The organism is Candidatus Dactylopiibacterium carminicum (assembly GCF_014736495.1).
Lineage (GTDB): Bacteria > Pseudomonadota > Gammaproteobacteria > Burkholderiales > Rhodocyclaceae > Uliginosibacterium > Uliginosibacterium carminicum.
Map to the genome: position 1 here is coordinate 1 of NZ_MDUX01000042.1, position 23,756 is coordinate 23,756.

The window sequence follows — 23,756 nt, forward strand, 5'->3', positions numbered from 1 at the left end:
TGAAAAACAGTATTTCATGAAGCTCGGGGCTGTCTAGGAAACCCGGGGCGATTCAATTTTGGACTAATCCGAAACGGACTTTAGCGTGCCTTGACCTTTGAGTCACCATGCAATGTCCCAATCGACCCACAACACCGACTACCAGCTCCTGCTGTCTGTCCTCAAGGCGGCACGCAAGCGCATGGGCGTGTCACAAGTCGAATTGGCTGAGCGACTTGGGAACACCCAGACCTTCGTATCCAAGTGCGAACGAGGCGAGCGCCGCATCGATGCGGTGGAGTTGGTAGAGTTCGCGGAGGCCCTGGGCGTATCACCTCAGGAGTTGCTGTGCGAGTATCTTGAGCAGCGCAGCCGCAACCCATTCGCTCGGAGCAAGAAGACGAGAAGCCGAACCTGACCACGCGGGGCGCAGCACTGTGTTCGTTTCGTGTTTGCACGGATCGACAAAGAAAAACGCCTTAGGAGCCGAAGCACTTAAGGCGTTGATTTCATTGCTAAATTTTGGTGGCCTGGGGCGGAATTGAACCACCGACACGCGGATTTTCAATCCGCTGCTCTACCAACTGAGCTACCAGGCCAAAGAGGGCCAAACTATAGACCATGAATCGCCCAACTGCAAGCCCCGCCTTTCAGTCAGAACAGGCACAGTGTGCCCAGCCATCGAGCTCCTTGCGTTGTTTTCCCTGCCACTGCAACACGATACGGCTGCGATAGTCAGTGCCGGCACACTGCCTCGCACGCGCGGAGCATGTCCGTGTCACTTCACTGGCGGTCTGGATGCTCCAGCCGGCCCGGGCAAATTGCAGTGCCATGCGATCGCCTGCCCGTGCAGGCTGGCGCAATGTCGGCAAATACTTCTCACTACGCAGCGTAAGCGTCCGCAGCCCCTCTTGTTCATGGACGACCGCGCTCTGCCGATCCCCCTCCCAGGACCAGAACAACAGCGGCTGTCCCCGCTGCTGCCCAAAACTACAACCGCATCCGGCCATTTCCTCCGCGGGCAGTGGCAACAGCGCTGGCATTGTCTGCTGCGCAGATGCCACGGATGCATTCATCAGTAACCATACGAACCACATCCGATACAGCATTGGAAGACTCCTCATGGCCGCAAACCAAGCCCACATGCATTCCATCTGTTTTGCATGCACGTGATAGCGCCGGCTAAGATCAGTACATGCAACAGAAAGACTATGTGGAAAACATGCAGGAAGATCCACGCCCCATGCCTCCCGAGCCGCCTGGAGACTTCGACTGCTGCCAGAATGGCTGTGGCGAAGCCTGCGTCTGGGAAATTCATGAATACGCGAAGCGGGACTACGCCCGCAAGCTTGCCGCCTGGCTGGCGCGCCATCCGGAGCAGGTCTGATCAGGCCTTGGAAAGCAATTTGAGCGCAGCACGGATACCCTCGGTGACGCCCGTCTCCGGTGGCAACTGACGCAACGCGGCCATCGCCTCCTTCTCGTTGTACCCCAACGACAACAAAGCATGAACGATGTCACTCTGCGCGTCGTGCTGCACCACGGCACCGGCCACACTGGGTAACGCCTTGGCAAAACGGTCTTTCAGCTCAAGCAACAGGCGCTCGGCAGTCTTCTTGCCGATTCCAGGGATCTTTACCAGCCGCCCGCTTTCCTGCAGGGCGACCGCGCTGGCAAGGTCAGCCACCGACATTCCGGAAAGCACTGCAAGTGCCGTCCGCGCTCCTATCCCCGAGATCTTGAGTAATTGACGGAAGGCCGAGCGCTCTTCCTCGGTGGCGAAACCATAGAGGAAATGCCCGTCTTCACGCACGGCGAGATGCGTGACCAGCACCACGCGCTCACCAAGGGCAGGCAGGTTGTAGAGGGTACTCATCGGCACCTCCAGCTCGTAGCCGACGCCACCGACATCCAGCAGGATCTGGGGTGGAGTCTTGGCCAGCAGGGTTCCCGCGAGGCGACCGATCATGACTTTTCCCGACGAATTGAGAGGGCGCACATCCTAGCACCCGCAGGCGCTTGGCTCAGACCACATCGCCATCCAGGTAATACCAGCGCCCCTCTTCACGCACGAAACGGCTGCACTCTTGCAGGCGCTCGGCACGCCCTCCGATTCGGCAGCGGGCGACAAAGCTGACCTCCCCGGACACGCCTTCGGCCGCCGGGGCTGCAAGGATCTGCAGACCGATCCAGCGCGCTTGCGGAGATACAGCCAAATCCAGCGTGGCAGGCCTTGTACTGGGGTGCCAGGTTGCAAGCAGATAGGCCTCCAGCCCCAAAGCAAAGGCCGTATAGCGGGAACGCATCAGTGCTTCCGGGCTAGGCGCGGCTGCGCCGGCATGCCAGCGCCCACAACAGTCCATGTAGGGCTTGCCATTGCCACACGGGCAAGGCTCGCGCATCGTCTTCCCATTCATGGAGTGCGGTCTCCATGGCTGATCATGCGGGTCAGCGTCAACGCCCGGAGTGGCTCGCCGCCTTCGCGTAGCGCATGGGCCGCTTTTGCCAGTATCGGCACCAACGCTGGACTGTCAGGGGCCGCCGCGTGCAAGGCTTGTGCGGCTTGCTCCAGCTCCCGCCACGCCCGGCAATGCGCGAAATGGCGCACCAGCATGACCAGCACTTTGGGGGGCAGCGCCACGGCGGCCGTATTCCTGGCGTAATCACGGAATGCATCGAGTACCAGTGTTTGCTCTGGTGCGCTCCTGTCCATCGTAAAAATGGCAGACAGGCAGGCCTGATATTCAGTATTGGTCGGCGACAGACGCAACACATTGAAGCACTCGCGCAGTGCCCCGGTACTCACGCCTTCATGCCGGACGACAAGGCCATAGGCTCGACGGGCCTCGTCGAAACGCTGTGCAGTCATCAACCGCCGCGCATCCCGAAGAGCCGGTGCCCAAGGCAGATTTTCGGATTCGCGGCCGGTCGGATTGATCGGCGTCACATCGGCAGCATCCTGCCTAGCCAGCCGAGCCATGGCCCGGGCGCGCAAAGGGAACGCCAACAGAGCACCGGCAAGCAAACCGCCAAAATGCGCACCATAAGCCACCTGCCGGTCACCGAACCAAAAGAACTGCACCAACTCGTTTGCCATCCACAGTGGCAATGCCAGCAAGGCTGGCGCCCGGATCACATCGAAATACACCACAACAAAATAGAAGAAGGGAATACGGCGACGCCCCAGCAGCACGGCAAACGCGCCCATGGCGGCAGAGATGGCACCAGAGGCTCCGACCAGCGAGCCCGCCGCGGCGCCGGCAAACAGCATGTGGCTCGCAGCGGCAACCAGGCCACCCAGCAAATAAATGGTCAGAAAAGCCGTGCTGCCCACCAAAGCTTCCACGGCGGGCGCAATAAGGATGAGCACGACCATGTTGCCGACCAGATGTGCGCGGCTGCCATGCAGGAACTGATGCGTAATCGCCGTCAGCCATGAAGGATGGCTTGCATCGAAGGCAAAGCGTTCGGTAAACAGCTGCGCACGCATGGCCTCGAATTGCCCCCGTGCACGCTTCCAATCCGCTCGCCGGGCATCCTGCTCGGGCAGCACATCTCCGTTCCGCAAAGCCTGCTGGAATGCAGAATCCGCTTCCAGCATGTGCAAAGCCGCGAAGCCATCGCGCCGCCGCGCTTCCTCGAAGGCCACCAGCTTCGCGGTTTCCGCCTGCCGGCCCAGCCATTGCGCATACGCCGGAAATTCGATGCCCGGCAACACACTGCTGGCGTAGTAGTCGCCCAACAGCTCGTAACGCTGCTCGTCCCGCGCCTGCAGCACAAAATAGACAAACAGGTTGATCAGGACCAGCAGCAGTACCGCTACCGGAAAACGGGCGCGGGTGATGCGGCTCACATAAGGCATCATCAACATGCGGCCACACTTCCGGGCGATATCACGCCAACGCGCTGGTACTGGCCGCCAGCCATCGCACGAGCAAACGCTGGATATCGGGATCGAAACGACGGGAAGGGGGCGCCTGCAGCAATTCCCCCAGTACGGCCTCATCGTCGGCACTGCCCAACCAGCACCAGTGATCGAAGATATGCGTCTGGCTACGCTCGCTCCCCTCATGGTGCTCGCGCACTTGCAAAACCCCCGTCACTGGCCACGCTTTCATGCGCAACAGGGTCAGCGCCTGGAGCAGTCGGGCATCATGAAGAGCCTCCGCTTCGCGGCCGATGCAAACGCCATGGCAGCGCCCGAGGTGCACGGCCTGGCAAGGGCCGCCACCTTGCTCCAGACCGATCCGTGTAGCGCACAGACGATGCTGGCGTGCCAGCTCTTGCAAGGTAGTACGCGCTTCCCGTTCACCACGGAAGCTGCCGAACACCTCTCCCCAGTGCACAGGATCGCTGCCCGTGAGTTCGATCAGTTGCAACCGTGACTCCGCTCCAGGGGCGGCCAATGCCCAGGCATAGGCGCGCGAGGCCTCCTGCCCGCGCAGGCTGCGCTGCAGGCTCAGCTCCTGCAGCTGTGCCCCCAGTTCCCCTGCACAAGGCCAGCTTTCGACTTCGTGCACGGTTTCGGCAAGCTTGCGTTGACGAGCACTGGCACGCAGGTTGGTGAAGAAACCCAGAACCTGAGAACGCAGATCGCGGGCACGGCCAATTTCCAGAACCTGCCCGGTTGCACTGCGGAAAACATAGGCGCCGGGCGAGTCAGGCAGGCCTTCAAGATTGCCGCGCGGCATGCGAGGCAATTGGCTGGCTGGCGAGAAGGCCTTGTCCCAGGCCTTTTGCAGGCGCTCCTCACTGGCGCGCGGCAATGCATCCTGCAAGAAGCGCCAGACGATCAGGGCGTCGTCCAATGCGCGATGTCTCGACTGTATTTCGTAGCCGCCACGCGCGATCAGGGCATCAAGCCCATGCCTCGGATGTTCGGGGTCCAGCGCACGCGAGAACTTGACGGTACACAGTACTGGCGCCTGCCAGGCAACACCGCAACGCTCGAAGGCCGTGCGCAGGAAGTTGTAATCGAAGCGGGCATTGTGGGCGACGAAGACCGCATCGGCCAACAACCGCTGGACCTGCTCGGCCAGAGCCGGAAACTCCGGCGCCTGCGCCACCATTTCATCGGTGATACCGATCAGCGTCTGGATGCGCGCAGGAATCGGCATGCCAGGCTGCACCAGGCTGCTCCACTGCTCGATCAGGCGCTCTCCCTCGGTCACCAGGATGGCGATCTCGGTGATACGGTCGCGATTCGGATCGGCCCCGGTCGTCTCAAGGTCGACGATGGCCAGGCGAGGCAGTTGCATGAATTCCGGGTACGCTCAATCCACCTGGTAGGGGTAGGGCTTCTGTGCCACACGACTGGCCAGGGGCTCTTGCTGCAGGGCGGGATCCTGAGGTTTATCCCACCACAACGCCCGACCATCACGGCGCTCCTGCTGTTGCTCGGGGTGCTGCGTCAGCCAGTCGTTCATGAACTTCGTGAATTCGGAAACGTAGGACATCGTTCTCTCTTTTACGGGATCAGCGTTTGTCTGTGCTGCGCTCGCGCACGATACGGATCACATCCGGAATGTGGCGCACAGCGCGCATGATACGGGCCAGATGCGGGCGATTCTTCACCTGGATGGTGAAGTGGATGATGCTGTTGTCTCCCTGCTCGCCTTCCATGTTCACATTCTGGATGTTAGCTTCCTGATCCGCGATGGCTGCCGCAACGCGCGCCAGAACACCGCGCCGATGCACAGGATCAGCACGCGCACGCCGACATCGAAGAAACGCTCGGAACCGGCCTCCCATTCCACATCCACCCAACGGTCGCGCTCTGCCGAATGGTTGCGCGTAAGCGTGGGACAGTCGTTGAGGTGGACCTCCAGACCTTGCCCCTTGCGCAGCAGGCCGACGATAGGGTCTCCGGGAATCGGACGACAGCAGCGAGCCATCTGTACCGCCATGCCCTCGCCGCCCTGGATGCGGATCGGGATGGGAGTGCGCGGACGCTGCGCAGTCTCACCATCGGAGGCCAGCTTTTCATCCTGCAGATCGACCAGACGACTGGCAACGACGGCTGCCAGACGCTTGCCAAGCCCGATATCGGTATAGATTTCCTCGCGCGTACGGCTATTGAATTCCTTGAGGAAACGCTCCCAGGCCGTGCTGCCGATATCGACCAGCAACAAGCCGAAATGACGTAAAGATTGCGCCAACAGGCGCTCACCCAGATGCGTGGCCTCTTCCTGTTGCACGGTCTTGAGGAAATGGCGGATCTCGGCGCGCGCTTTGCCGGTGCGCACGTAGGACAACCAGGCCGGATTCGGGTTGGAATGCTGGGCCGTGGTGATTTCGACCTGATCGCCGTTCTTCAGTTCGGTGCGCAAGGGGCGCAGCTCACCATTGATTTTGCAGGCCACGCAACGATTACCGACATCGGTGTGCACGGCATAGGCAAAATCGACGGCCGTGGCACCACGCGGCAAATTGCGAATCTGGCCAGCCGGTGTGAATACGAAGACCTCACCCGGGAAGAGGTCGATCTTCACATGCTCGAGGAATTCGGAGGAGTCGCCAGAGCTGGACTGCAGCTCCAGCAACGACTGCAGCCAGTTGTGCGTCTTGCGTTGCAGGTCGGAGTAGGAGTCGGCCGAATCGTCCTTGTACATCCAGTGCGAAGCGACGCCGGATTCGGCGATGGTGTGCATCTCATGAGTGCGGATCTGCACTTCGACAGGCAAGCCGTTCGGCCCGATCACCGTGGTATGCAACGACTGATAGCCGTTCGCCTTGGGCAGAGCCACGTAATCCTTGAACTTGCCCGGCACCGGCTTGTACAGCTCATGCAGGGCGCCAAGCGCGAGATAACAGCCGGGGATGTCCTTGACCAGGATGCGGAAACCATAGATGTCCAGCACCTGTTTGAAGGAAAGCTGCTTGTCGACCATCTTCCGGTAGATGCCGAACAGATGCTTCTCGCGCCCATAGATCTCGGCATCCACGCCCCAGGTCGGCAAACGTTCGCGAATGGTGGTCATCAGCCGCGTGATCAGCTCGCGATGATCGCCGCGCACTGCACGCAATGCCTTAGCCAACACCCGATAACGCAGGGGATGGGTGTTCTTGAATGCCAGCTCCTGCAGCTCACGGTACAGGGTGTTGAGGCCGAGGCGGTTGGCGATCGGCGCGAAGATCTCCAGGGTTTCACGCGCGATGCGGCGGCGCTTGTCCGGCCGCACCGCATCCAGCGTGCGCATGTTGTGCAAGCGGTCGGCCAGCTTGATGAGGATGACACGCACATCGCGCGCCATCGCCAGGAACATCTTGCGAAAGTTCTCCGCCTGCGCCTGCTGGTAGGTCTGATTCTCGATGCGATCGAGCTTGGAAACGCCGTCGACCAGCTCAGCCGCCGTGTTGCCGAAGCGAGCCTCCAGATCGGCTTTGGTGACACCGCTGTCTTCCATCACGTCATGCAGAAGACCGGCAATCAACGCCTGCACATCGAGGTGCCATTGCGCCAAGATCTCTGCGACCGCCAGCGGATGCGAAACATAGGGTTTGCCACTGATGCGGAACTGGCCTTCGTGTGCCTGGACCGCGAGGGCAAACGCCGCGTCCAGCACATCCAGATCCTCAGTCTTCAGGTAGCGCGCGGCCTGTGCGCGCAACCTGGCGAATTCGATCGCGGCAACGAAACCATGCGCGCCACGATCTTCCGCCTCGCTCTCCGGCTGTGGGCCGAGTGGCGAGGGGGGAGATGCAACCATCGCAGGAGCTGTAGGCCAGGGTTCCATGAGAATCTCCGAACGCACCTTGGCTCCTGCCATCCCGAAATCAGGGTTGACTGCGGTTGAGTATTTCCAGGCCCACCTTGCCAGCGGCAACTTCGCGCAACGCGATCACGGTAGGCTTGTCACGGCCGGCGTCGACCTGCGGCGTGCTGCCTCCGGCGAGCTGGCGTGCACGGTAGGTTGCGGCCAGGGTGAGCTGGAAGCGGTTGGGAATCTTGGGCAGACAATCGTCGACCGTGATACGAGCCATGATGAAATCCTTTTGTCAGACAGCGGAAAAGAAACTTTGGGGGCTACGACGCCGCATCAGCGGCGTCCGCAACCGGGCCGCACGGACGACACACTGAAGCTCGCCGGCGGCAACCTGCAAGTCTTTGTTAATTATAACGTAATCAAACTGGTCTACCTGTTTCATTTCTTCACAGGCCGCCGCGAGCCGGCGTGCGATCACATCTTCGCTGTCCGTTCCACGCCCGCGCAGCCGGTTTTCCAGTTCCGCGTAGCTCGGTGCGAGCACGAAAACCCCGACCGCCTGCGGAAAGATCCGGCGCACCTGGACAGCGCCCTGCCAGTCGATCTCAAGCAGAACATCCTGCCCTGCGCGCATCTGTTCTTCGAGCCAGATCCGCGAACTGGCGTAGTAGTTGCCATGAACCTCCGCCCACTCGAGAAACTCGCCGCGATCGCGGCGCGCGATGAAATCTGCCCTGTCGGTAAAATGGTAGGCAACACCATCGACCTCACCGGCGCGCGGCGCACGCGTCGTATAGGAAACGGACAGACGCACCCCCGGATCGCGCGCCAGCAACTCGCGCACCAACGTGGTCTTACCGGCCCCGGAAGGCGCGGAAACGATGAAGAGGGATCCGGGCATGCTTACTCCAGGTTCTGGACCTGCTCGCGCATCTGTTCGATATAGACCTTCAGGTCGACCGAAATTCCCGTCAACACGGGCGAAACAGCCTTGGAGCCGAGCGTGTTGGCCTCGCGGTTGAGTTCCTGCATGAGGAAGTCAAGACGCTTGCCAACCGCACCGCCCTTGCCAAGGATGCGCTCCACCTCGTCCAGATGTGCGGAGAGGCGGGAGATCTCCTCGGCCACATCTGCACGCTGTGCGAACAAGGTGACTTCCTGACGGATACGATCTTCATCGAGGCTGGCGACAGCTTCGCGCAGCCTCAGCGTGAGGCGCTCACGATATTCCGCCACGGCAGCCGGCACCAACGGTTCGGCTTCCGCCACGCGGGCACGCATCAATGCGATGCGCTCGCGCAGCATGATCACCAGCTTCTCGCCTTCGCGAGCCCGAGCTGCACGCAGCTCGGCCAGTGCATCCTTGGCAATCGCCTGTACCGCGCTGGTCAAACGTTCGTTATCCACCCCTTCGTCGGCCAGAACGCCCGGCCAGCGCAACACTTCTCCCGTGCTCAGGGGGGCGGCCTGTGGAAAAAGCGCATGCACCTGCGCTTGTGCCTCGCTCAGGCGCCCCAGCAACGTCGCGTTGAGTTTCAAGTCGCCGGCACTGCCACCTGCCACGGCCTGCAGGCCCATCCGGCACTCGATCTTGCCGCGTGATACGCTGGCATTGATCTGCTCACGCACCAGTGGCTCGGCAAAGCGCAGATCCTCACCGACACGGAATGCGAGGTCCAGATAACGCGAGTTCACGCTGCGCAGCTCGATCTGCAGGGAAGCGTTGCCTACATCGCGCGAAAGCGCGGCGTAGCCAGTCATGCTGAATACCATTTGAGTTTCCTGGAAAGGGCGGTCGCCTTTACACGCTGCGACCAAAACCCGAGAATTGATGGATACAGGCGGATCATAACCCGGATACATGTCGTCCCAAGTCAATAGCCCACTGCCTCCAGGCTTCCAGCTGGAGCAATACCGAATCGAACAGCAGCTCAGCCTGGGCGGCTTTTCGATCGTCTATCTGGCCACCGATGAAGAAGGCAAGCCGGTGGCGATCAAGGAATACCTGCCCAATTCGCTGGCCTTGCGCAAGGTCGGGGAAGTGGAGCCACAGATAGAGGAAGAGCATCAGGCCGCGTTCCGCTATGGCATGAAATGCTTCTTCGAGGAAGGCCGCTCGCTGGCCAAGCTACAACACCCGAACGTAGTACGCGTGCTGAACTTCTTCCGCGCCAACGGCACGGTCTATATGGTCATGCAGTTCGAACGGGGCCGTACGCTGCAGGACTTCATCCAGCGCAACAAGGGGCACATCAAGGAGCGCTTCATTCGGGGCGTCTTCACCCGCATGCTCAACGGCCTGCGCGAAGTGCACGCCCACAAGCTGCTCCACCTGGACATCAAACCCTCCAACATCTATCTGCGCAACGACGGCACGCCCGTGCTGCTGGATTTCGGTGCCGCCCGTCAGACGCTGGCGCAGGACCAACCGATGCTCAAGCCGATGTATACGCCGGGTTTCGCACCACCGGAACAGTTTCACGACCGCGAGCAACTCGGTCCCTGGAGCGATATCTACAGCACGGGTGCGGCCATGTATGCCTGCCTCGCCGGCGCAGCGCCGCAGCGCTCGGATGAGCGGATGAAGAAGGACCAGATGGAACCGGCCGTCAAACGCTGGGCGGGTCAGTACTCCAGGCATTTGCTGGAAACCATAGACTGGTGCCTGGCGCTTGATCATCTCAAGCGGCCGCAGAGCGTGTATGCCCTGCAAAAAGAACTGTTGTCACGTCAGCGCCTGTCGGTGCAGAGCATTCCCGCCAGCTTGCTTGGCCGGGCGCTGTACCGCATGAAAGCCCTCATAGGCAGATCATGAAGTTCACCATCTACCAAGAAAGCCGGCCCGGCACCCGCCCCAACAATCAGGACCGTGTCGCCTACAGCTATACGCGCGAATCCTTGCTGCTCGTGGTGGCGGACGGCATGGGCGGCCATCTGCACGGTGAAGTCGCGGCGCAGATTGCCGTGCAATACATCGTCGAAGCTTTCCAGCGCGCGGCCAGGCCACGCATCCAGGATGAACTGATGTTTCTTTCGCGCAGCCTGAGCAATGCCCACGCCGCGATCCAGGATTACGCCTTCGACAAGAATTTGCCGGAAGCGCCGCGCACCACCATCGTTGCCTGTCTGATCCAGAACAGCGTCGCCTTCTGGGCGCACGCAGGCGATTCACGCCTCTACATGATCCGCCGTGGCCGTATCGTGCAGCAGACGCGCGATCACTCGCGCCTGCAGATGATGTTGGACCAGGGCCTGATCGACGAAGAAGAGGCCGCACGTCATCCTGCCCGCAACCGCATCTTCAGTTGCCTCGGTGGTTCGCACTCGCCGCAGATGGAGTTCTCCTCGCCGGTGCCGCTGTTTGCCAACGATCTCATCGTGATCTGTACCGATGGCGTATGGGGCAACCTAGTGCCGGAGGACTTCACCACGCGCCTGTCCGACACCAACGTGCTCGAAGCCTCGCCCCGCCTGATGGATCTGGCCGAAGCGCGCGGCGGCCTGACCTGCGACAATCTCTCGATGCTGAGCATGCACTGGCACGACGACTACGCAGAGGTGCCCGCCTCCACGATTTCCACCAATTCCATGCCCCTGGATGGCATCACCACCAAGATGGAAGGCTTCGTCCGCAGCCGTGGCCCCGAAGGCAGTCTCAGCGAAGACGAGATCGAACGCGCCATCGACGAAATCAACGAAGCCATCAAAAAGTACTCCCGTTTCGATCCGGGTAAATAGTACCCGCATGGGTTCTACCGCCCGCAGCTCCCTGCCATCTGACTTGCTCCCCATCATGCGCCCATCCAAACGCCCCCCCCATCAGCTGCGCGACGTGCGCATCACCCGTCATTACACCTGTCACGCAGAAGGCTCAGTACTCGTCGAGTTCGGCAATACCAAGGTGTTGTGCACCGCCTCGGTCGAAGAAACGATTCCCGGCTTCCTCAAGGGCAAGGGCGAAGGTTGGGTAACCGCCGAATACGGCATGCTGCCGCGCTCCACGCATACCCGCATGGCACGGGAAGCCGCCAAGGGCAAGCAAAGTGGCCGCACCCAGGAAATCCAGCGCCTGATCGGCCGTAGCCTGCGTGCTGTGGTCGATCTCAAGGCTCTTGGCGAACGTCAGATCACCATCGACTGCGATGTCTTGCAGGCCGATGGCGGCACCCGTACCGCAGCCATCACCGGTGCCTGCGTGGCATTGCACGATGCGCTTCAGGGGCTGGTGGCCAACGGCAAACTGGCGACTTCCCCGCTCAAAGATTGGGTGGCGGCCGTATCTGTCGGCATCCATGGCGGGCAGGCGGTACTGGACCTCGACTATGCCGAAGACTCTGACTGCGATACCGACATGAATGTGGTCATGACAGGCCAAGGCGGGTTTGTAGAAGTCCAGGGCACTGCCGAAGGCACGCCCTTCAGCCGCACGGAACTGGACGCCCTGCTGGCGCTGGCCGCCGATGGCATCGCACAATTGTGCCGCCTGCAACAGCAATCCGTTTCCGCCTGACAAGTCCGCCCGGAACTCCACCCCGGGTGACATGCTCTGAAGCCACGCCAAGCGGCACGCGCCAGGACGGTTTCCTGGGCACTTCCGGATTGACCCCATGAGTATTTCCATAGACGAGCTTTTCGAACGCAACAGGGCCTGGTCGCAAAAGGAACGCGACAACGACCCTGAGTTCTTCTCTCGCCTGATCGCCCAGCAAAACCCTGAATTCATGTGGATCGGCTGTTCCGACAGCCGTGTGCCGGCCAACGAGATAATCGGCCTGGCCCCGGGCGAAGTGTTTGTCCATCGCAATGTCGCCAATGTGGTGGGGCACGCCGACCTGAACTGTCTTTCGGCACTGCAATATGCAATCGACGTGCTGCATGTGAAGCACGTGCTCATCGTCGGCCATTATGGCTGCGGCGGCGTCAACGCGGCGATGCAGGGCCTGCGCGTCGGGCTGGCCGACAACTGGCTGCGCCATGTGCAGGATGTTCGCGACAAATACCGCGAACGCCTGCTCGACATCGATGACACGGCGACACGATGCGATCTGCTGTGCGAGCTGAACGTGATCGAGCAGACCCTCAACGTCTGCGATACCACCGTGGTCCGGGATGCCTGGGCACGTGGTCAGGAAGTCGCCGTCCATGGCTGGATCTACAGCCTGGCCGATGGTCTGGTGCGGGAGCTGGGTGCCGACATGTACCGCGAGGGCGACGTCCGTGGCTGTTACGAAGCCTCTGTCGCCCGGATCATGCAACGCGGCTGATGCCCCCGTACTGCCGGGTATACTGCGCCGTCTTTCACAAAGGACTCATTCATGCACAGCACGGCACGCAGCCAGCGCGGCAATACCCTGGTCGGACTGGTCATCGGCCTGCTGATCGGGGTTCTGATTGCCGCCGCCGTGGCGATCTACATCAACTTCGGCCCTAAACCTTTCACCGAAGAAAAAAATCGCGCGCCTGCGCGCCCGGCAGCCCAGAGGAGCACGCCTCCCACGCCGCTGCCTGGCCAACCGGCGGAAAAACCCAAGCTCGATTTCTACCGGATCCTGCCCGGCGGGGAATCTGCGTCTGCACCGACAATCACATCGCCCCCCAAGGAACCAGTTGCCAGCCAGCAGATCTATCTACAGGTTGGCTCCTTCCAGAATCCGGCCGACGCCGACAACCTGAAAGCCCGCCTGGCAATGTCCGGCATCGAGGCCAACGTGCAGCGTGTCGACCTCGGCACCAAGGGCATCTACCATCGCGTACGCCTTGGCCCCTACGCCTCGGCTGACGCGGCGGAAGGTCTCCGCGCCCGGCTTGCCACGGAAGGACTGGAAGCCACCAAGGTCAAGGCAACGCCCTGATCAGAACGACGAATACGGTTTGCATCCAAGTGCAGGACGAGACGGGGAGCCACAGCGGGCGAACCAACGTGGTGATAACGTTTGAATGCAGGGCCGTATGAATCCCAACAAACTGGAGATCGATCCACATGCACCGCCGCACAACCCTCAAGGGCCTGCTCGCCCTGGCAACACTCACAGCTTCGCCCCTGCTGTTTGCCCAGGGGCAGGACTATCAGCTCGTGAAACCGCCACAGCCTGGCGGTGCCAATGGCCAGATCGAGGTGCTTGAATTCGCCTCGTTCGCCTGCGTTCACTGCCGGCGTTTCGCCCCCGAAATCAGCAAATGGGCCGCAGCCCAGGGCAAGGATGTGGTGTTCAAGAAGGTACCTGTTTCCTTCGGCAATCCTGCCCTGCAAGCGCTGACGCGCATGTATTACACGCTGCAGTCCATGGGCCTGGACGAAAAGCTCGAAAGCAGCATCTTCGAAGCCGTGCAGGATCGCCGCCTGAGCCTCGACAAGGAAGCCGTGCGTAACGACTGGCTGACCAAGCAGGGCGTCGATGTAAAGAAGTTCAACGATACGTGGCGCACTTCCTTCACGGTCGACTCCCAGACCAAGCGCGCCGAACAACTCACTCTGGCCTACAAGATCCAGGCCACGCCTACCGTCACGGTCAACGGCAAATATCTGATCGAAGGGGCCGGCCCGCAAACCCTGACCACCATGGACCGTCTGATCGCCCAGGAACGCTCGGCGCAAGCCAAGAAGTGAGCCGGCGCGTTTTCATCACCGGAGCTTCCAGCGGCATAGGCGCGGCCTTGGCGCGCGCTTATGCCGCGGACGGCGCCACGCTGGGTTTGCTCGGCCGGCGCCGTGAGGCACTGCAGGCGCTGGCCGACGACTTGCCGGGAGAGCATCTGGTACTGGTGGCCGACGTCGCGGATGCCAATTCGCTGCAGCAGGCCGCGGTCGAGTTCAATGACCGCTTCGGCCTGCCCGATATCGTCATCGCCAATGCCGGCGTTTCCTCTGGCACGCTGAGTGAAGAACGCAGCGATCTGCTCGCCTTCGAGCGTATCGTCCAGATCAATCTGCTGGGCATGGCTGCGACCTTTCAGCCCTTCATCCGCGACATGCGGCGTGCACGCCACGGCCAATTGGTTGGCATCAGTTCGGTGGCCGGCGTACGCGGCCTGCCAGGTGCGGGCGCCTATAGTGCGTCCAAGGCGGCTGCCAGCCGTTACCTCGAAAGCCTGCGCGTGGAACTGCGCGGCAGCGGTGTGAAGGTGATGGAGATTCGCCCCGGCTACATCCGTACACCGATGACCGACGGCAATCCCTATCGGATGCCCTTCATCCTGGACGCGGATGAAGCAGCCAGGCGTTTCCTGCGTGCAATCGACAGCGGCTGCGCACGTGCAACGATTCCCTGGCAGATGGCAATCGTTGCCCGGGCGCTGGCCTGCGTGCCCTGCTGGCTGTATGACCGGCTCGCCATCCGTGCCGGGCGCAAACCACGCGGATTGCTGAAATGAAAAGGGCGGCCTAGGCCGCCCTTTCGCCAGATCGCCACCGTATCAGGCTTCGTCGATGGCGGCAGAGGTATACACCTCTTGCACATCATCGAGCCCATCCAGCACATCCAGCAGCTTCTGCATGCGGGCAGCATCGTCCCCGGTCAGCTCGGTTTCGTTCAGCGCACGCATCGTCACTTCGCCAAACTCTGCCTTGAAGCCGGCGGCCTCCAGGGCTTCCTGCACGCCGGAGAACTCCCACGGCCCCGTCAGCACTTCGATCGAGCCATCATCGTTGCTCACCACATCCTCTGCACCCGCTTCCAGCGCAGCATCCATCAGCTTCGTCTCGTCCGTGCCCGGCGCATACAGCAGCACGCCACAATGCTTGAACTGGAAGGCCACGCAGCCATCGGTCCCCATGTTGCCACCGAACTTGGCGAACGCATGGCGCACTTCAGCCACAGTGCGGTTCTTGTTGTCGGTCAGGCAATCCACCATCACGGCAGCACCACCGATGCCGTATCCCTCATAGCGGACTTCTTCGTACACCACACCTTCGAGCTGGCCCGTACCGCGCTTGATGGCATTCTCGATGTTGTCCTTCGGCATCGACTCTGCCTTGGCCTTATCCACTGCGAGGCGCAAACGCGGATTGGCCGTAAGGTCGGCTCCGCCAAGCTTGGCAGCAACCGTGACCTCCTTGATCAGTTTGGTGAAGACCTTGCCCCGCTTGGCATCCTGACGGCCCTTGCGGTGCTGGATATTGGCCCATTTGGAATGTCCGGCCATGTGCGCCCCCTGTGATAATCCGCGGAAAATTCAAAGGTCCGGATTATACAGCCGCCGATCAGCGCGCCTGCTTGCCCGCCGCATGCTGAGGATAGATTTGCACAAACTTCAACGGAGTCTTCGCGTCATGTCTTTCCTGCGCACCATCCTGCTGTCACTGGGAGTGATCGCCACCTGTACCAGTCACGCCTCCGAGCCGGTCTCCTTTTCCTTCCGCGGTTGTTCCGATGCCCAGAACCGGCCGGTTCCCGCCGTGGCAGAGGCTGCGCTACCAACCCTGTTCGGGATCGGCAGCACGGATGGACAGCCCGTGATCCGTTACAACCCGGAACGGATGCCTCAGCTGCTGCCGGAAACACGCGCCTTCCTGTTCGCACACGAATGCGCCCGCATCCGCCTGAACCTGGCCGATGGCGAACGCTCCCCGGCACAGGCAGAACGGGCCGACTGCTGGGCAGCCAACACCCTGCTGCGTTCCGGCCTGATCAAAGACGCCAAGGATCTCGAAGCCATCGCGACAGATCTCTCTCTGGTCGGCGATGAATGGCCGCAACTTCCCGGTCCGGCGCGGACGCTGAAACTTTCCAGTTGCAGCCCGGTCCGAGGAGGTGTCGCACTGCCGCAAGGGCAGACCGCGAGTCCGCAATGGAATGCGTGCATGCAGGCCTGCGGTTCGCGCCTGTATGCCTGTGGGCGCAGTCCGGATTGCGTGGCCGTTTTCAATCAATGCACGGCCGGGTGCGGCAAGTGACTTGCGACTGATCTCCTCCTAGTTTGACGGGCGTGCCGAGCACGCCCGTTTTTTTTGCCTTCCTCCCCAGCGGCAAAACCACCTCCTGAGTGCAGTGGCAAGCCATCAGGCTCCCGACCATCTGCTTGCTGCTGCGCCCGGGCCTTTTTTCCCTTCCATCCTGCACACAGGCTATACCGGCACGGCAGAATATGGCTCCCGACGCAGCACCTCGCCCGGAGCCATTCCATGTCCTCGCCTCTCGTCATCGCTCACAACAATCAAACCGATATCGCTCTCCTGCCCCGGCTTGCCAATCGCCACGGTCTGATCACCGGGGCTACCGGCACCGGCAAGACGGTCACACTGCAGAAGCTGGCCGAATCCTTCTCCGATATCGGCGTACCGGTGTTCATGGCCGACGTGAAGGGCGACCTCTCGGGCCTGGGCGCCAAGGGGGAACTCACGCCACGCCTGCAGGAACGCCTCGCGGCACTGGGCGTGGACAACTGGGAGCCGGCGAAATACACCGTCACCCTGTGGGATGTCTTTGGCGAACAGGGGCATCCGGTACGCGCCACGATCTCCGACATGGGACCGCTACTGATCAGCCGCCTGCTGTCGCTCAACGAGACGCAGGCAGGCGTGCTACAGATCGTGTTCAAGGTGGCCGACGACAATGGTCTGCTGCTACTCGACCTCAAGGATCTGCGGGCGATGGTGCAATGGGTCGGCGAACATGCGCGCGAACTGGGCACCCGCTATGGCAACGTCTCGACAGCCAGCGTCGGCGCCATCCAGCGCGGGCTGCTGACACTGGAATCCCAGGGCGGGGACCGTTTCTTCGGCGAGCCCATGCTCAACATCATGGACCTGCTGCAAACCGATGCCGACGGGCGCGGCGTGCTCAACATCCTCGCTGCGGACAAGCTCTACAACGCTCCCAAGCTCTACGCCAGTTTCCTGCTGTGGCTGCTGGCCGAACTGTTCGAACACCTGCCCGAAGCGGGCGATCTCGACAAACCCAAGCTGGTGTTCTTCTTCGATGAGGCTCACCTGCTTTTCAACGAAGCGCCAGATGCCCTGCTGGAAAAGATCGAGCAGGTCGTCCGCCTGATCCGCTCCAAGGGAGTGGGCGTGTACTTCGTGACACAGAACCCGCTCGATGTCCCCGAAAAAGTGCTCGGTCAGCTTGGCAACCGGGTGCAGCACGCATTGCGCGCCTTCACACCACGCGATCAGAAGGCGGTACGCGTGGCGGCCGAGACCATGCGCGCCAATCCGGCATTCAGTACCGAGGCTGCGATCACCGAGCTGGGCGTCGGCGAAGCGCTGCTCTCCTTCCTCGATGCCAAAGGCACGCCGGAAATCGTTCAGCGTGCTTTCGTGCTGCCACCGGTTTCGCGCCTGGGGCCGCTGACAGCCGACGAGCGAAATGCCACCATCAACGGCTCCCTGGTGTATGGCGCCTACGAAGAGGCCCTGGATCGCGAATCGGCCTTCGAGAAATTGCAAGGTCTGAGCACGGCGGAAGCGGTGCAACCCACGCCCACGGTTTCACACGACGACACCCGCACGGCAAAATCCGGCGAAGGCGGTGTGATGGATGGTCTGAGCGGCATCCTTTTCGGCCGCACAGGCCCGCGCGGTGGGCAATATGACGGTCTGGCGCAGATGGCCGCCAAATCGATGACCCGTACCATCAGCAACGCCATCGGACGCGAAATCGTGCGCGGCGTTCTGGGCTCCATCCTGGGGGGCCGACGACGTTGAAGGGGCACGGCTGGCAGCGATGGACAAGGCGCTGACCGCCAGCGGCACAGCATGGTCATCGCACCAGGTCGAGGCATAATCCGCCTGCCTGATTCCTACCGCATACGGAGCGCCCCGTGGCCGGATCTTCCAAACTCGCGATTGCGCCATTCTGGGCTCGCGTACCGCGTTTCTTCCTTTTCCCGCTGCAAGCCTCGGCCTTGTGGCGCGTCCTGGTATTCGCAGCCGTCCCGGCAATCGGAGCCTTTGGCCGCTCACCGTCGGCACTGGTCGTCCTGATCGCAGGGCTATCCCTGCTGTCCTGGGTCTTCCTGCTGCGATTCGGCAGTCGGGTACTGCACGAAACCTCATTGGGCCGCCTGTCCATTTCAGACTATTCCCCGTTGCCGGACGACACGCTGGCTCACATGCCTTACAAGATCATGGTCTTGTTCCTAGCCCCGGGCATCCTGGTCGGGGTGATCACCGGCGCGCTGGGTGAAACCCCGGGCATGCTGACCAACTTCGCACTGACCGTCATCACCCCCGCGGCACTGATGGCACTGGTCGTCAGTCGAAGCCTCGGTACGGGTCTGAATCCCGCGGCAGCCTGGAGCATCATCAGCGGCGTCGGCAAACCCTATGCCCTGCTATGCATCTTTCTTTTCTGCCTTTCGGCAAGCCAGATGTTCCTGATCCTGAAGATCGGCGAAGCCAAGCTGCTGCCACTCCTGCTCGAGTGGCAGGCCCTGCAGGCTGCAGCGGGGCAGGCGTATCAGACACAGGACGCCGCGGCCTTCGAAAGCGCCATGGAGGGCATTCGTACATTCTTTCCCTCCATTAAGCCGACCCTGGCAGGCGCGATCTGGGTGATCACCGCCGTGGCGATGCACTTCACCCTGATCGCCTTCAACATGCTGGGCTACGTGCTCTATCAGTATCACGAGGCACTTGGACTGGAAGTAGCCCCGCAAGGACGTGGCAAGCAGACCGCCAGGGACGATCAGCAGACGGAGGACTCCTCACGGATCGCAAGCTTGATCGCGGCGGGCGATATCGGTGCAGCAGTGCATATCGCCTATGAAGCCCAGCGCCTGGCGCCGGATGACGTTGCCGCCCAGGAACGTTACAACCGGCTGCTGCACCTTGCGGGCAAGGATGATCGTCTGCTCAATCACAGCCACCGCCTGATTCCCCTGCTATTGCGCCGCGAGCATCGGTCGGCCGCGCTGGAAACCTGGAAACGCTGCCATGAACGCAATCCGGAGTTCCGTCTGGAGGATGCGGCACAGGTGCTGCGGCTGGCCGAGGTGGCTCATGCGGAACGGGATCCCAGGCTGGCGATGAAGATACTCAATGGCTTCGACAAGGCTTTCCGCCACCACCCACTCATCCCCGAGGTTTATTTCCTCTGCGCCCGCATCCTCTGTGAAGACCTGGGGCAGGACGAACTTGCCGAGCGTTTCCTGATCACCTTGTGCAACCGCTATCCACAGCATGCACGCGCGCCGGAAGCCCTGAAGATGCGCGAACTGATCTCACGCATGCGTGGCGCACGCAGTGACACCCGCTCATCGCCGGCCTGAGTACGCCTCACAGCGTGAGGGCAAGTGCCAGCGGCAATACGAACAGGGACAGCAGATTGCCCAGCAGAACCACCGAGGCGACCCGATCCGGCTCCTGCTGGTAACGCTCGGCAAAGATGTAGTTCATGACCGCCGGCGGCATCGCGCCATAGATGACCAGCAAAGCCGCCTGAAACCCCTGCAGCCCCAGCAGCCACGCCACCAGTGCCGACAGCAGCATGCCCGCTGCCGGCCTTGCCAGGCCGGTGATGACTCCCAACTTCCAGCCCTGGAACGAAATGTCGGTCATGCGCACGCCGAGCGCAAACAGCATCAGGGGGATACAGATGTCTCCCAGCAGACGCAGTGCCGTCACGGCCGGCTCCCAGACCTGGACTTCCATCAATGACACCGCAATGCCCGCCAGCATGACAAGCAGCGAGGGCACCCGCCACATCTGTGCGATGCGCGCATGGTGATCGAGCAGCCACAAACCGTAGGAGTAGTGCAGCAGGGATGAAATCAGAAACAACACGATGGCAGGTTGCAGCGCCTGCTCACCGAAGGCCAGCACGGCGACCGGGACGCCGAGGTTCACTGAGTTGGAAAACATCATCGGCGGGATCAAGGTCTTCGGCGAGACATCGACCGATCGCGCCAGCGGATGGCCCGCGACACCGCAGCCAATGGTCACCAGCAGCATGGCCAAGGCCAGCCAGCGATATTCGAAGATGTGGAAATCCCGCCCAGCCAATGCGCTGAAGACCAGCGCAGGCACGAATACATCGGCGATCAGGCGGTTGATCTGGCGCATGTCGACCGCCTGACGGCGTGCGACCAGAAAACCTATCGCCGGGATGGCGAACACAGGAAACAGGATTGCTACGATGCGTTCGAGCATTCAGGCAGTCACATGCTCAGAACTTGCGTGCCTCGATCCGGGCCACCTGGTCTATCCCCATGACCCGCATCAGCGCCGCCACCATCTCGTTGGGAGCGCGAATCATGGTCTGCTTGCCCTGACTCTGCAGCTGCGCGAGTTGATTGAACAACGCACCTGCGCTGACGAATTCCAGGCGCTTGAGCTGCGAAGCATCAATCTCGATCTGTTGATGCTCGGAGGCGTAGGCCGACAAGGCTCGTAGCACTTCTGGCTGCGCTCCGCCCACGACACCTTCCATCACGAATCCCTTGCGCACAGGCGCCGGCACATCCTCATGCCGCAGCGGCAGACTGCTGGAATCCGTGAGACTCACGGCATCCTGCTGGGGCTCCCAGGAGGAAGGCGATTCTTCGAATGTCACAGCAAAATTTACTGCCATGTCTTCGAAGCGCGCCTCGTCGCCAATCTGCTGCAACATGGCCAGCGCGCACAACCAGAACGGCCGCCCTTCGGGCTCACCAACCTTGAGCATCGGTTCGATCAGACGCAAGGCATGCTCGGCCCCCAGAATGGCAACCTTCACCTTACCCTGGCGCAGGGACTGCAAAGTCTCGCTGAAAAGGCTGGCTCCGGCATCATCAATGCCGCGCAGGCGGGATAGATCCACACGCAATTTGCCCAATTTGGCGCCAATGCGCACCAGTTGCTCGAATTGCGAACGCGCATTGCCGGACAGGTTGCCGCTCAGATTGACTGCCGGCGCGGCTTCGCGTGGAGCGCTACCAGCCTGGGCAGGCTCGGCCTGATCCCAGACCGGTGGAGACTTCTCGAACAGCTGGGCATAGCGCACGCTACGCGAGTCGAATGCAGCCTTGTCTCCGGTAACCCGAAGCAGATCGAAAAGCATGCGCCAGAGTTGCTCGGAACCGCGGCCAGCCCCTTCGACAGCCTCATCCAGTACGGCCTGAGCCGCGCCATCATTAGCGTTGGCGAACAACACCGCAGCTTCTTCGATGACTGCGACGTCCTCGGCAAGCTCTTCGGCGACCAGGATCTTGCCGGCAGCAGCAGCCAGCGCGCCCATATCGCCCAGTTGCGTGAATTCCAGGGAGGTTGTTACTTCACCGCGCCCTGTCTTGCTACCTGGGCGGGAAGACTCGGCTTGATCACCACCGGCCGGCTTTTTTCCAAAAAAGGGGAGTGCCATCGCTTACTCGATTGAACCGGAAAGGCCCGACATGCAGCAAAACGCCGGACCAGATGCTCTCAATAGCATACCGCGTGCCCCGGAACAATGTCTGCGCTCCGGAGCCCACGCGAGAGCAACGACCAGCTCAGTCCGCAAACATCTTCTGCATGCGTTCGCGACGCGCTTGCGCCTCGACCGACAGCGTAGCCGTGGGCCGTGCAAGCAAGCGGGCCAGCCCGATGGGCTCTCCCGTTTCCTCGCAGTAGCCATAGGATTCATCATTGATACGCGCCAGCGCCTGCTCGATTTTTTTCAGCAATTTACGTTCCCGGTCACGGGTGCGCAGCTCCAGCGCGTGCTCTTCCTCCACAGTCGCGCGATCGGCCGGATCGGCAACGGCTTCTTGCTCGCGCATGTGCTCTACGGTCTCATCAACCTTGAGCTGCAGCTCATCGCGCATGGTGGCCAAACGCTCGCGGAAGAAAGCCAGTTGCTCCGCATTCATGTAATCCGACTCAGGCATCGCCAGCAGTGCGGCTTCAGTCAACGCCATGGAAACACTCCTCCATAAGTAATTCGGCTGAATCCAACCGGGCAAACCGCCTCAGTCAGCCTTACAGTATTGATACACAGTATTGCACTACTTCCCGGGCTTCGCCTGACCTATCGGCAGCACGATCCGGGGCGGTACAATAGCAGGATGGCTCCGAATCTCAATACTGTAGCGCCCCGCTCGTCCAGCTGGCCGGTCCGGGTGTATTACGAAGACACGGATGCTGCAGGGATCGTCTACTACGCAAACTACCTTCGATTCTGCGAGCGGGCACGCACCGAACGGCTGCGCGCGCTGGGTATCGATCAGCGTGACCTGCGCACCCGGCACGACCTGGTCTTCGTGGTTTCACGCGTCGAGGCAGACTATCTGCGCCCGGCGGAACTTGACGACGAACTCCAGGTCATTTCGACCGTTCAATCCATCGGCGCGGCCAGTCTGTTGTTCGACCAGCAGGTGATGCGCGGTGAAGATTGTCTGTTTCACGCCCGGGTCACGATCGCCTGCATCGACTGGAATCGCCGCCGCCCGGCGCGCATCCCCGAATTTCTGCGAACCCTATTCGAAAGCGAAGCATGACTGTCTCGCAAGACTTGTCCATCCTGTCCCTGATCCTTGAAGCCAGTCTGGTCGTCCAGATCGTCATGGGTCTGCTGATGGCCGTATCCCTCACCTCCTGGTACTGGATTTTCCGCAAGGGTTTGGCCATCCGTGGCGCCCGTGAAGCCACCGGCACATTCGAACAACAATTCTGGAGCGGCAGCGATCTCGTTCAGCTGTTCCGCGAAACCTCCCTGCACCGTGACAACGCCGGACCATTGGGGCGCATCTTCGAGGCGGGGTTTCGCGAATTCTCCAAGCTGCACGGTCAGAAAGGGCTTGAAGCATCCGACATCATCAACGGTTCGCGCCGCGCCATGCGCGCAACCTTCCAGCGCGAGATCGACGATCTCGAGGCCCATCTCGCATTCCTGGCGTCCGTAGGCTCCGTCAGCCCCTATGTCGGTCTGTTCGGTACCGTATGGGGCATCATGAATGCGTTCCGGGGGCTATCCAATGTCAGCGCGGCGACACTCTCGCACGTTGCTCCTGGTATTGCCGAAGCACTGGTTGCCACGGCGATCGGCCTGTTTGCTGCAATTCCAGCCGTAGTGGCCTACAACCGCTACATCCATGAGGTCGACCGTCTGTCCATCCGCTGCGAAAGCTTCATGGAGGAGTTCTCCAACATCCTCCAGCGCCAGTTGAGATAAGCCC

At 61.5% G+C, this 23,756-nt stretch carries 26 protein-coding genes, 1 tRNA gene and 1 pseudogene; 14 read left to right on the forward strand and 14 right to left on the reverse strand.

Features of this window, described 5'->3' with window-relative positions; translation table 11 throughout:
* Positions 1-112 precede the first annotated feature (112 nt).
* The gene (locus BGI27_RS12175) at positions 113-397 is read left to right on the forward strand and encodes a helix-turn-helix domain-containing protein (RefSeq protein ID WP_095525138.1); all 285 of its coding nucleotides are present in this window, start codon (positions 113-115) and stop codon (positions 395-397) included.
* A 105-nt stretch (positions 398-502) separates the two neighbouring features.
* Here BGI27_RS12175 and BGI27_RS12180 read toward each other — a convergent pair.
* Positions 503-578: transfer RNA gene (locus BGI27_RS12180), tRNA-Phe, on the reverse strand.
* Between the two features lie 596 nt (positions 579-1,174).
* On the opposite strand from BGI27_RS12180, the gene BGI27_RS12185 reads away from it, so the two are divergent.
* Positions 1,175-1,366, forward strand: a complete 192-nt coding sequence (locus BGI27_RS12185) for an oxidoreductase-like domain-containing protein (protein WP_223871782.1) — start codon at positions 1,175-1,177, stop codon at positions 1,364-1,366.
* Here the strand turns inward: BGI27_RS12185 and ruvA are convergent, their stop codons facing one another.
* The 9 genes and pseudogenes from ruvA to BGI27_RS12230 form a co-directional block, all read right to left on the reverse strand.
* Positions 1,367-1,948, reverse strand: a complete 582-nt coding sequence (gene ruvA, locus BGI27_RS12190; protein WP_095525140.1) for a Holliday junction branch migration protein RuvA — start codon at positions 1,946-1,948, stop codon at positions 1,367-1,369.
* A gap of 55 nt (positions 1,949-2,003) precedes the next feature.
* Complete coding sequence (locus tag BGI27_RS12195) at positions 2,004-2,396, reverse strand: YchJ family protein (protein ID WP_095525141.1); 393 nt, start codon at positions 2,394-2,396, stop codon at positions 2,004-2,006.
* On the reverse strand, positions 2,393-3,850 hold the full coding sequence (locus BGI27_RS12200; RefSeq protein WP_170943031.1) for a rhomboid family intramembrane serine protease: 1,458 nt from the start codon (positions 3,848-3,850) through the stop codon (positions 2,393-2,395). Before BGI27_RS12200 ends, BGI27_RS12195 begins: the two co-directional genes overlap by 4 nt.
* A 22-nt stretch (positions 3,851-3,872) precedes the next feature.
* A complete protein-coding gene (locus BGI27_RS12205; RefSeq protein WP_095525143.1) occupies positions 3,873-5,237 on the reverse strand; it encodes an exonuclease domain-containing protein in 1,365 nt (454 codons plus the stop codon).
* Between the two features lie 15 nt (positions 5,238-5,252).
* The gene (locus tag BGI27_RS12210) at positions 5,253-5,435 is read right to left on the reverse strand and encodes a DUF3460 family protein (RefSeq protein WP_095525144.1); all 183 of its coding nucleotides are present in this window, start codon (positions 5,433-5,435) and stop codon (positions 5,253-5,255) included.
* Between the two features lie 19 nt (positions 5,436-5,454).
* Positions 5,455-7,715: pseudogene (locus BGI27_RS12215) on the reverse strand (RelA/SpoT family protein).
* A gap of 40 nt (positions 7,716-7,755) precedes the next feature.
* The gene (gene rpoZ, locus BGI27_RS12220) at positions 7,756-7,962 is read right to left on the reverse strand and encodes a DNA-directed RNA polymerase subunit omega (RefSeq protein ID WP_095525145.1); all 207 of its coding nucleotides are present in this window, start codon (positions 7,960-7,962) and stop codon (positions 7,756-7,758) included.
* A gap of 15 nt (positions 7,963-7,977) precedes the next feature.
* Positions 7,978-8,586 carry a guanylate kinase gene (gmk, locus tag BGI27_RS12225; protein ID WP_095525146.1) on the reverse strand — a complete coding sequence of 203 codons (609 nt, stop codon included), beginning with the start codon at positions 8,584-8,586 and terminating at the stop codon, positions 7,978-7,980.
* Positions 8,587-8,588: 2 nt separating this feature from the next.
* Entirely contained in the window at positions 8,589-9,458 is an 870-nt protein-coding gene (locus BGI27_RS12230) for a YicC/YloC family endoribonuclease (protein ID WP_095525147.1), read from the reverse strand.
* Positions 9,459-9,546: 88 nt separating this feature from the next.
* Here BGI27_RS12230 and BGI27_RS12235 point away from each other — a divergent pair, with 88 nt between their 5' ends.
* The 7 genes from BGI27_RS12235 to BGI27_RS12265 all read left to right on the forward strand — a co-directional run bounded on the left by BGI27_RS12235 (position 9,547) and on the right by BGI27_RS12265 (position 15,056).
* Positions 9,547-10,500, forward strand: a complete 954-nt coding sequence (locus BGI27_RS12235) for a serine/threonine protein kinase (RefSeq protein WP_095525148.1) — start codon at positions 9,547-9,549, stop codon at positions 10,498-10,500.
* Entirely contained in the window at positions 10,497-11,423 is a 927-nt protein-coding gene (locus tag BGI27_RS12240) for a PP2C family protein-serine/threonine phosphatase (RefSeq protein ID WP_095525149.1), read from the forward strand. Before BGI27_RS12235 ends, BGI27_RS12240 begins: the two co-directional genes overlap by 4 nt.
* Before the next feature lie 55 nt (positions 11,424-11,478).
* Entirely contained in the window at positions 11,479-12,195 is a 717-nt protein-coding gene (gene rph, locus BGI27_RS12245) for a ribonuclease PH (protein ID WP_095525150.1), read from the forward strand.
* 97 nt (positions 12,196-12,292) lie between these two features.
* Positions 12,293-12,949, forward strand: a complete 657-nt coding sequence (gene can / locus BGI27_RS12250; protein WP_095525151.1) for a carbonate dehydratase — start codon at positions 12,293-12,295, stop codon at positions 12,947-12,949.
* Between the two features lie 51 nt (positions 12,950-13,000).
* Complete coding sequence (locus BGI27_RS12255) at positions 13,001-13,537, forward strand: SPOR domain-containing protein (RefSeq protein WP_095525152.1); 537 nt, start codon at positions 13,001-13,003, stop codon at positions 13,535-13,537.
* A gap of 128 nt (positions 13,538-13,665) precedes the next feature.
* A complete protein-coding gene (locus tag BGI27_RS12260) occupies positions 13,666-14,292 on the forward strand; it encodes a thiol:disulfide interchange protein DsbA/DsbL (RefSeq protein WP_095525153.1) in 627 nt (208 codons plus the stop codon).
* On the forward strand, positions 14,289-15,056 hold the full coding sequence (locus BGI27_RS12265; RefSeq protein WP_223871783.1) for an SDR family oxidoreductase: 768 nt from the start codon (positions 14,289-14,291) through the stop codon (positions 15,054-15,056). The genes BGI27_RS12260 and BGI27_RS12265 overlap by 4 nt, the downstream gene beginning before the upstream one ends.
* Positions 15,057-15,098: 42 nt before the next feature.
* Here BGI27_RS12265 and BGI27_RS12270 read toward each other — a convergent pair whose 3' ends face one another.
* Positions 15,099-15,827: a YebC/PmpR family DNA-binding transcriptional regulator gene (locus BGI27_RS12270; RefSeq protein ID WP_095525154.1), complete on the reverse strand. Its 729-nt coding sequence runs from the start codon at positions 15,825-15,827 to the stop codon at positions 15,099-15,101.
* Between the two features lie 127 nt (positions 15,828-15,954).
* On the opposite strand from BGI27_RS12270, the gene BGI27_RS12275 reads away from it, so the two are divergent.
* The 3 genes from BGI27_RS12275 to BGI27_RS12285 all read left to right on the forward strand — a co-directional run bounded on the left by BGI27_RS12275 (position 15,955) and on the right by BGI27_RS12285 (position 19,895).
* Positions 15,955-16,578 carry a hypothetical protein gene (locus BGI27_RS12275; protein WP_095525155.1) on the forward strand — a complete coding sequence of 208 codons (624 nt, stop codon included), beginning with the start codon at positions 15,955-15,957 and terminating at the stop codon, positions 16,576-16,578.
* 228 nt (positions 16,579-16,806) lie between these two features.
* The gene (locus tag BGI27_RS12280) at positions 16,807-18,330 is read left to right on the forward strand and encodes a helicase HerA-like domain-containing protein (protein ID WP_095525156.1); all 1,524 of its coding nucleotides are present in this window, start codon (positions 16,807-16,809) and stop codon (positions 18,328-18,330) included.
* 116 nt (positions 18,331-18,446) lie between these two features.
* Positions 18,447-19,895: a tetratricopeptide repeat protein gene (locus BGI27_RS12285; protein WP_095525157.1), complete on the forward strand. Its 1,449-nt coding sequence runs from the start codon at positions 18,447-18,449 to the stop codon at positions 19,893-19,895.
* 7 nt (positions 19,896-19,902) lie between these two features.
* Here BGI27_RS12285 and BGI27_RS12290 read toward each other — a convergent pair whose 3' ends face one another.
* The 3 genes from BGI27_RS12290 to dksA all read right to left on the reverse strand — a co-directional run bounded on the left by BGI27_RS12290 (position 19,903) and on the right by dksA (position 22,499).
* Complete coding sequence (locus tag BGI27_RS12290) at positions 19,903-20,775, reverse strand: AEC family transporter (RefSeq protein ID WP_095525158.1); 873 nt, start codon at positions 20,773-20,775, stop codon at positions 19,903-19,905.
* A 16-nt stretch (positions 20,776-20,791) separates the two neighbouring features.
* Complete coding sequence (locus BGI27_RS12295) at positions 20,792-21,964, reverse strand: STAS domain-containing protein (protein WP_095530372.1); 1,173 nt, start codon at positions 21,962-21,964, stop codon at positions 20,792-20,794.
* A gap of 127 nt (positions 21,965-22,091) precedes the next feature.
* On the reverse strand, positions 22,092-22,499 hold the full coding sequence (dksA, locus tag BGI27_RS12300; RefSeq protein WP_095525160.1) for an RNA polymerase-binding protein DksA: 408 nt from the start codon (positions 22,497-22,499) through the stop codon (positions 22,092-22,094).
* Positions 22,500-22,646: 147 nt separating this feature from the next.
* Between dksA and ybgC the strand changes: the two genes are divergently transcribed.
* Positions 22,647-23,078 (forward strand): tol-pal system-associated acyl-CoA thioesterase, encoded by a 432-nt coding sequence (ybgC, locus tag BGI27_RS12305; protein WP_095525161.1) that lies wholly within the window; start codon positions 22,647-22,649, stop codon positions 23,076-23,078.
* A complete protein-coding gene (tolQ, locus tag BGI27_RS12310) occupies positions 23,075-23,752 on the forward strand; it encodes a protein TolQ (RefSeq protein WP_095525162.1) in 678 nt (225 codons plus the stop codon). The genes ybgC and tolQ overlap by 4 nt, the downstream gene beginning before the upstream one ends.
* Positions 23,753-23,756: the final 4 nt, after the last annotated feature.

Bases quoted from the DNA above. Each gene is read 5' to 3' on its own strand.
- gmk (WP_095525146.1), bottom strand. From the start codon at position 8,586: ATGCCCGGATCCCTCTTCATCGTTTCCGCGCCTTCCGGGGCCGGTAAG.
- BGI27_RS12280 (WP_095525156.1), top strand. From the start codon at position 16,807: ATGTCCTCGCCTCTCGTCATCGCTCACAACAATCAAACCGATATCGCT.
- BGI27_RS12260 (WP_095525153.1), top strand. From the start codon at position 13,666: ATGCACCGCCGCACAACCCTCAAGGGCCTGCTCGCCCTGGCAACACTC.
- rph (WP_095525150.1), top strand. From the start codon at position 11,479: ATGCGCCCATCCAAACGCCCCCCCCATCAGCTGCGCGACGTGCGCATC.
- ruvA (WP_095525140.1), bottom strand. From the start codon at position 1,948: ATGATCGGTCGCCTCGCGGGAACCCTGCTGGCCAAGACTCCACCCCAG.
- ybgC (WP_095525161.1), top strand. From the start codon at position 22,647: ATGGCTCCGAATCTCAATACTGTAGCGCCCCGCTCGTCCAGCTGGCCG.
- BGI27_RS12230 (WP_095525147.1), bottom strand. From the start codon at position 9,458: ATGGTATTCAGCATGACTGGCTACGCCGCGCTTTCGCGCGATGTAGGC.
- BGI27_RS12175 (WP_095525138.1), top strand. From the start codon at position 113: ATGTCCCAATCGACCCACAACACCGACTACCAGCTCCTGCTGTCTGTC.
- BGI27_RS12235 (WP_095525148.1), top strand. From the start codon at position 9,547: ATGTCGTCCCAAGTCAATAGCCCACTGCCTCCAGGCTTCCAGCTGGAG.
- BGI27_RS12195 (WP_095525141.1), bottom strand. From the start codon at position 2,396: ATGAATGGGAAGACGATGCGCGAGCCTTGCCCGTGTGGCAATGGCAAG.
- BGI27_RS12205 (WP_095525143.1), bottom strand. From the start codon at position 5,237: ATGCAACTGCCTCGCCTGGCCATCGTCGACCTTGAGACGACCGGGGCC.
- BGI27_RS12255 (WP_095525152.1), top strand. From the start codon at position 13,001: ATGCACAGCACGGCACGCAGCCAGCGCGGCAATACCCTGGTCGGACTG.
- BGI27_RS12275 (WP_095525155.1), top strand. From the start codon at position 15,955: ATGTCTTTCCTGCGCACCATCCTGCTGTCACTGGGAGTGATCGCCACC.
- rpoZ (WP_095525145.1), bottom strand. From the start codon at position 7,962: ATGGCTCGTATCACGGTCGACGATTGTCTGCCCAAGATTCCCAACCGC.
- BGI27_RS12185 (WP_223871782.1), top strand. From the start codon at position 1,175: ATGCAACAGAAAGACTATGTGGAAAACATGCAGGAAGATCCACGCCCC.
- BGI27_RS12200 (WP_170943031.1), bottom strand. From the start codon at position 3,850: ATGTTGATGATGCCTTATGTGAGCCGCATCACCCGCGCCCGTTTTCCG.
- BGI27_RS12210 (WP_095525144.1), bottom strand. From the start codon at position 5,435: ATGTCCTACGTTTCCGAATTCACGAAGTTCATGAACGACTGGCTGACG.
- tolQ (WP_095525162.1), top strand. From the start codon at position 23,075: ATGACTGTCTCGCAAGACTTGTCCATCCTGTCCCTGATCCTTGAAGCC.
- BGI27_RS12290 (WP_095525158.1), bottom strand. From the start codon at position 20,775: ATGCTCGAACGCATCGTAGCAATCCTGTTTCCTGTGTTCGCCATCCCG.
- BGI27_RS12240 (WP_095525149.1), top strand. From the start codon at position 10,497: ATGAAGTTCACCATCTACCAAGAAAGCCGGCCCGGCACCCGCCCCAAC.
- can (WP_095525151.1), top strand. From the start codon at position 12,293: ATGAGTATTTCCATAGACGAGCTTTTCGAACGCAACAGGGCCTGGTCG.
- BGI27_RS12270 (WP_095525154.1), bottom strand. From the start codon at position 15,827: ATGGCCGGACATTCCAAATGGGCCAATATCCAGCACCGCAAGGGCCGT.
- dksA (WP_095525160.1), bottom strand. From the start codon at position 22,499: ATGGCGTTGACTGAAGCCGCACTGCTGGCGATGCCTGAGTCGGATTAC.
- BGI27_RS12295 (WP_095530372.1), bottom strand. From the start codon at position 21,964: ATGGCACTCCCCTTTTTTGGAAAAAAGCCGGCCGGTGGTGATCAAGCC.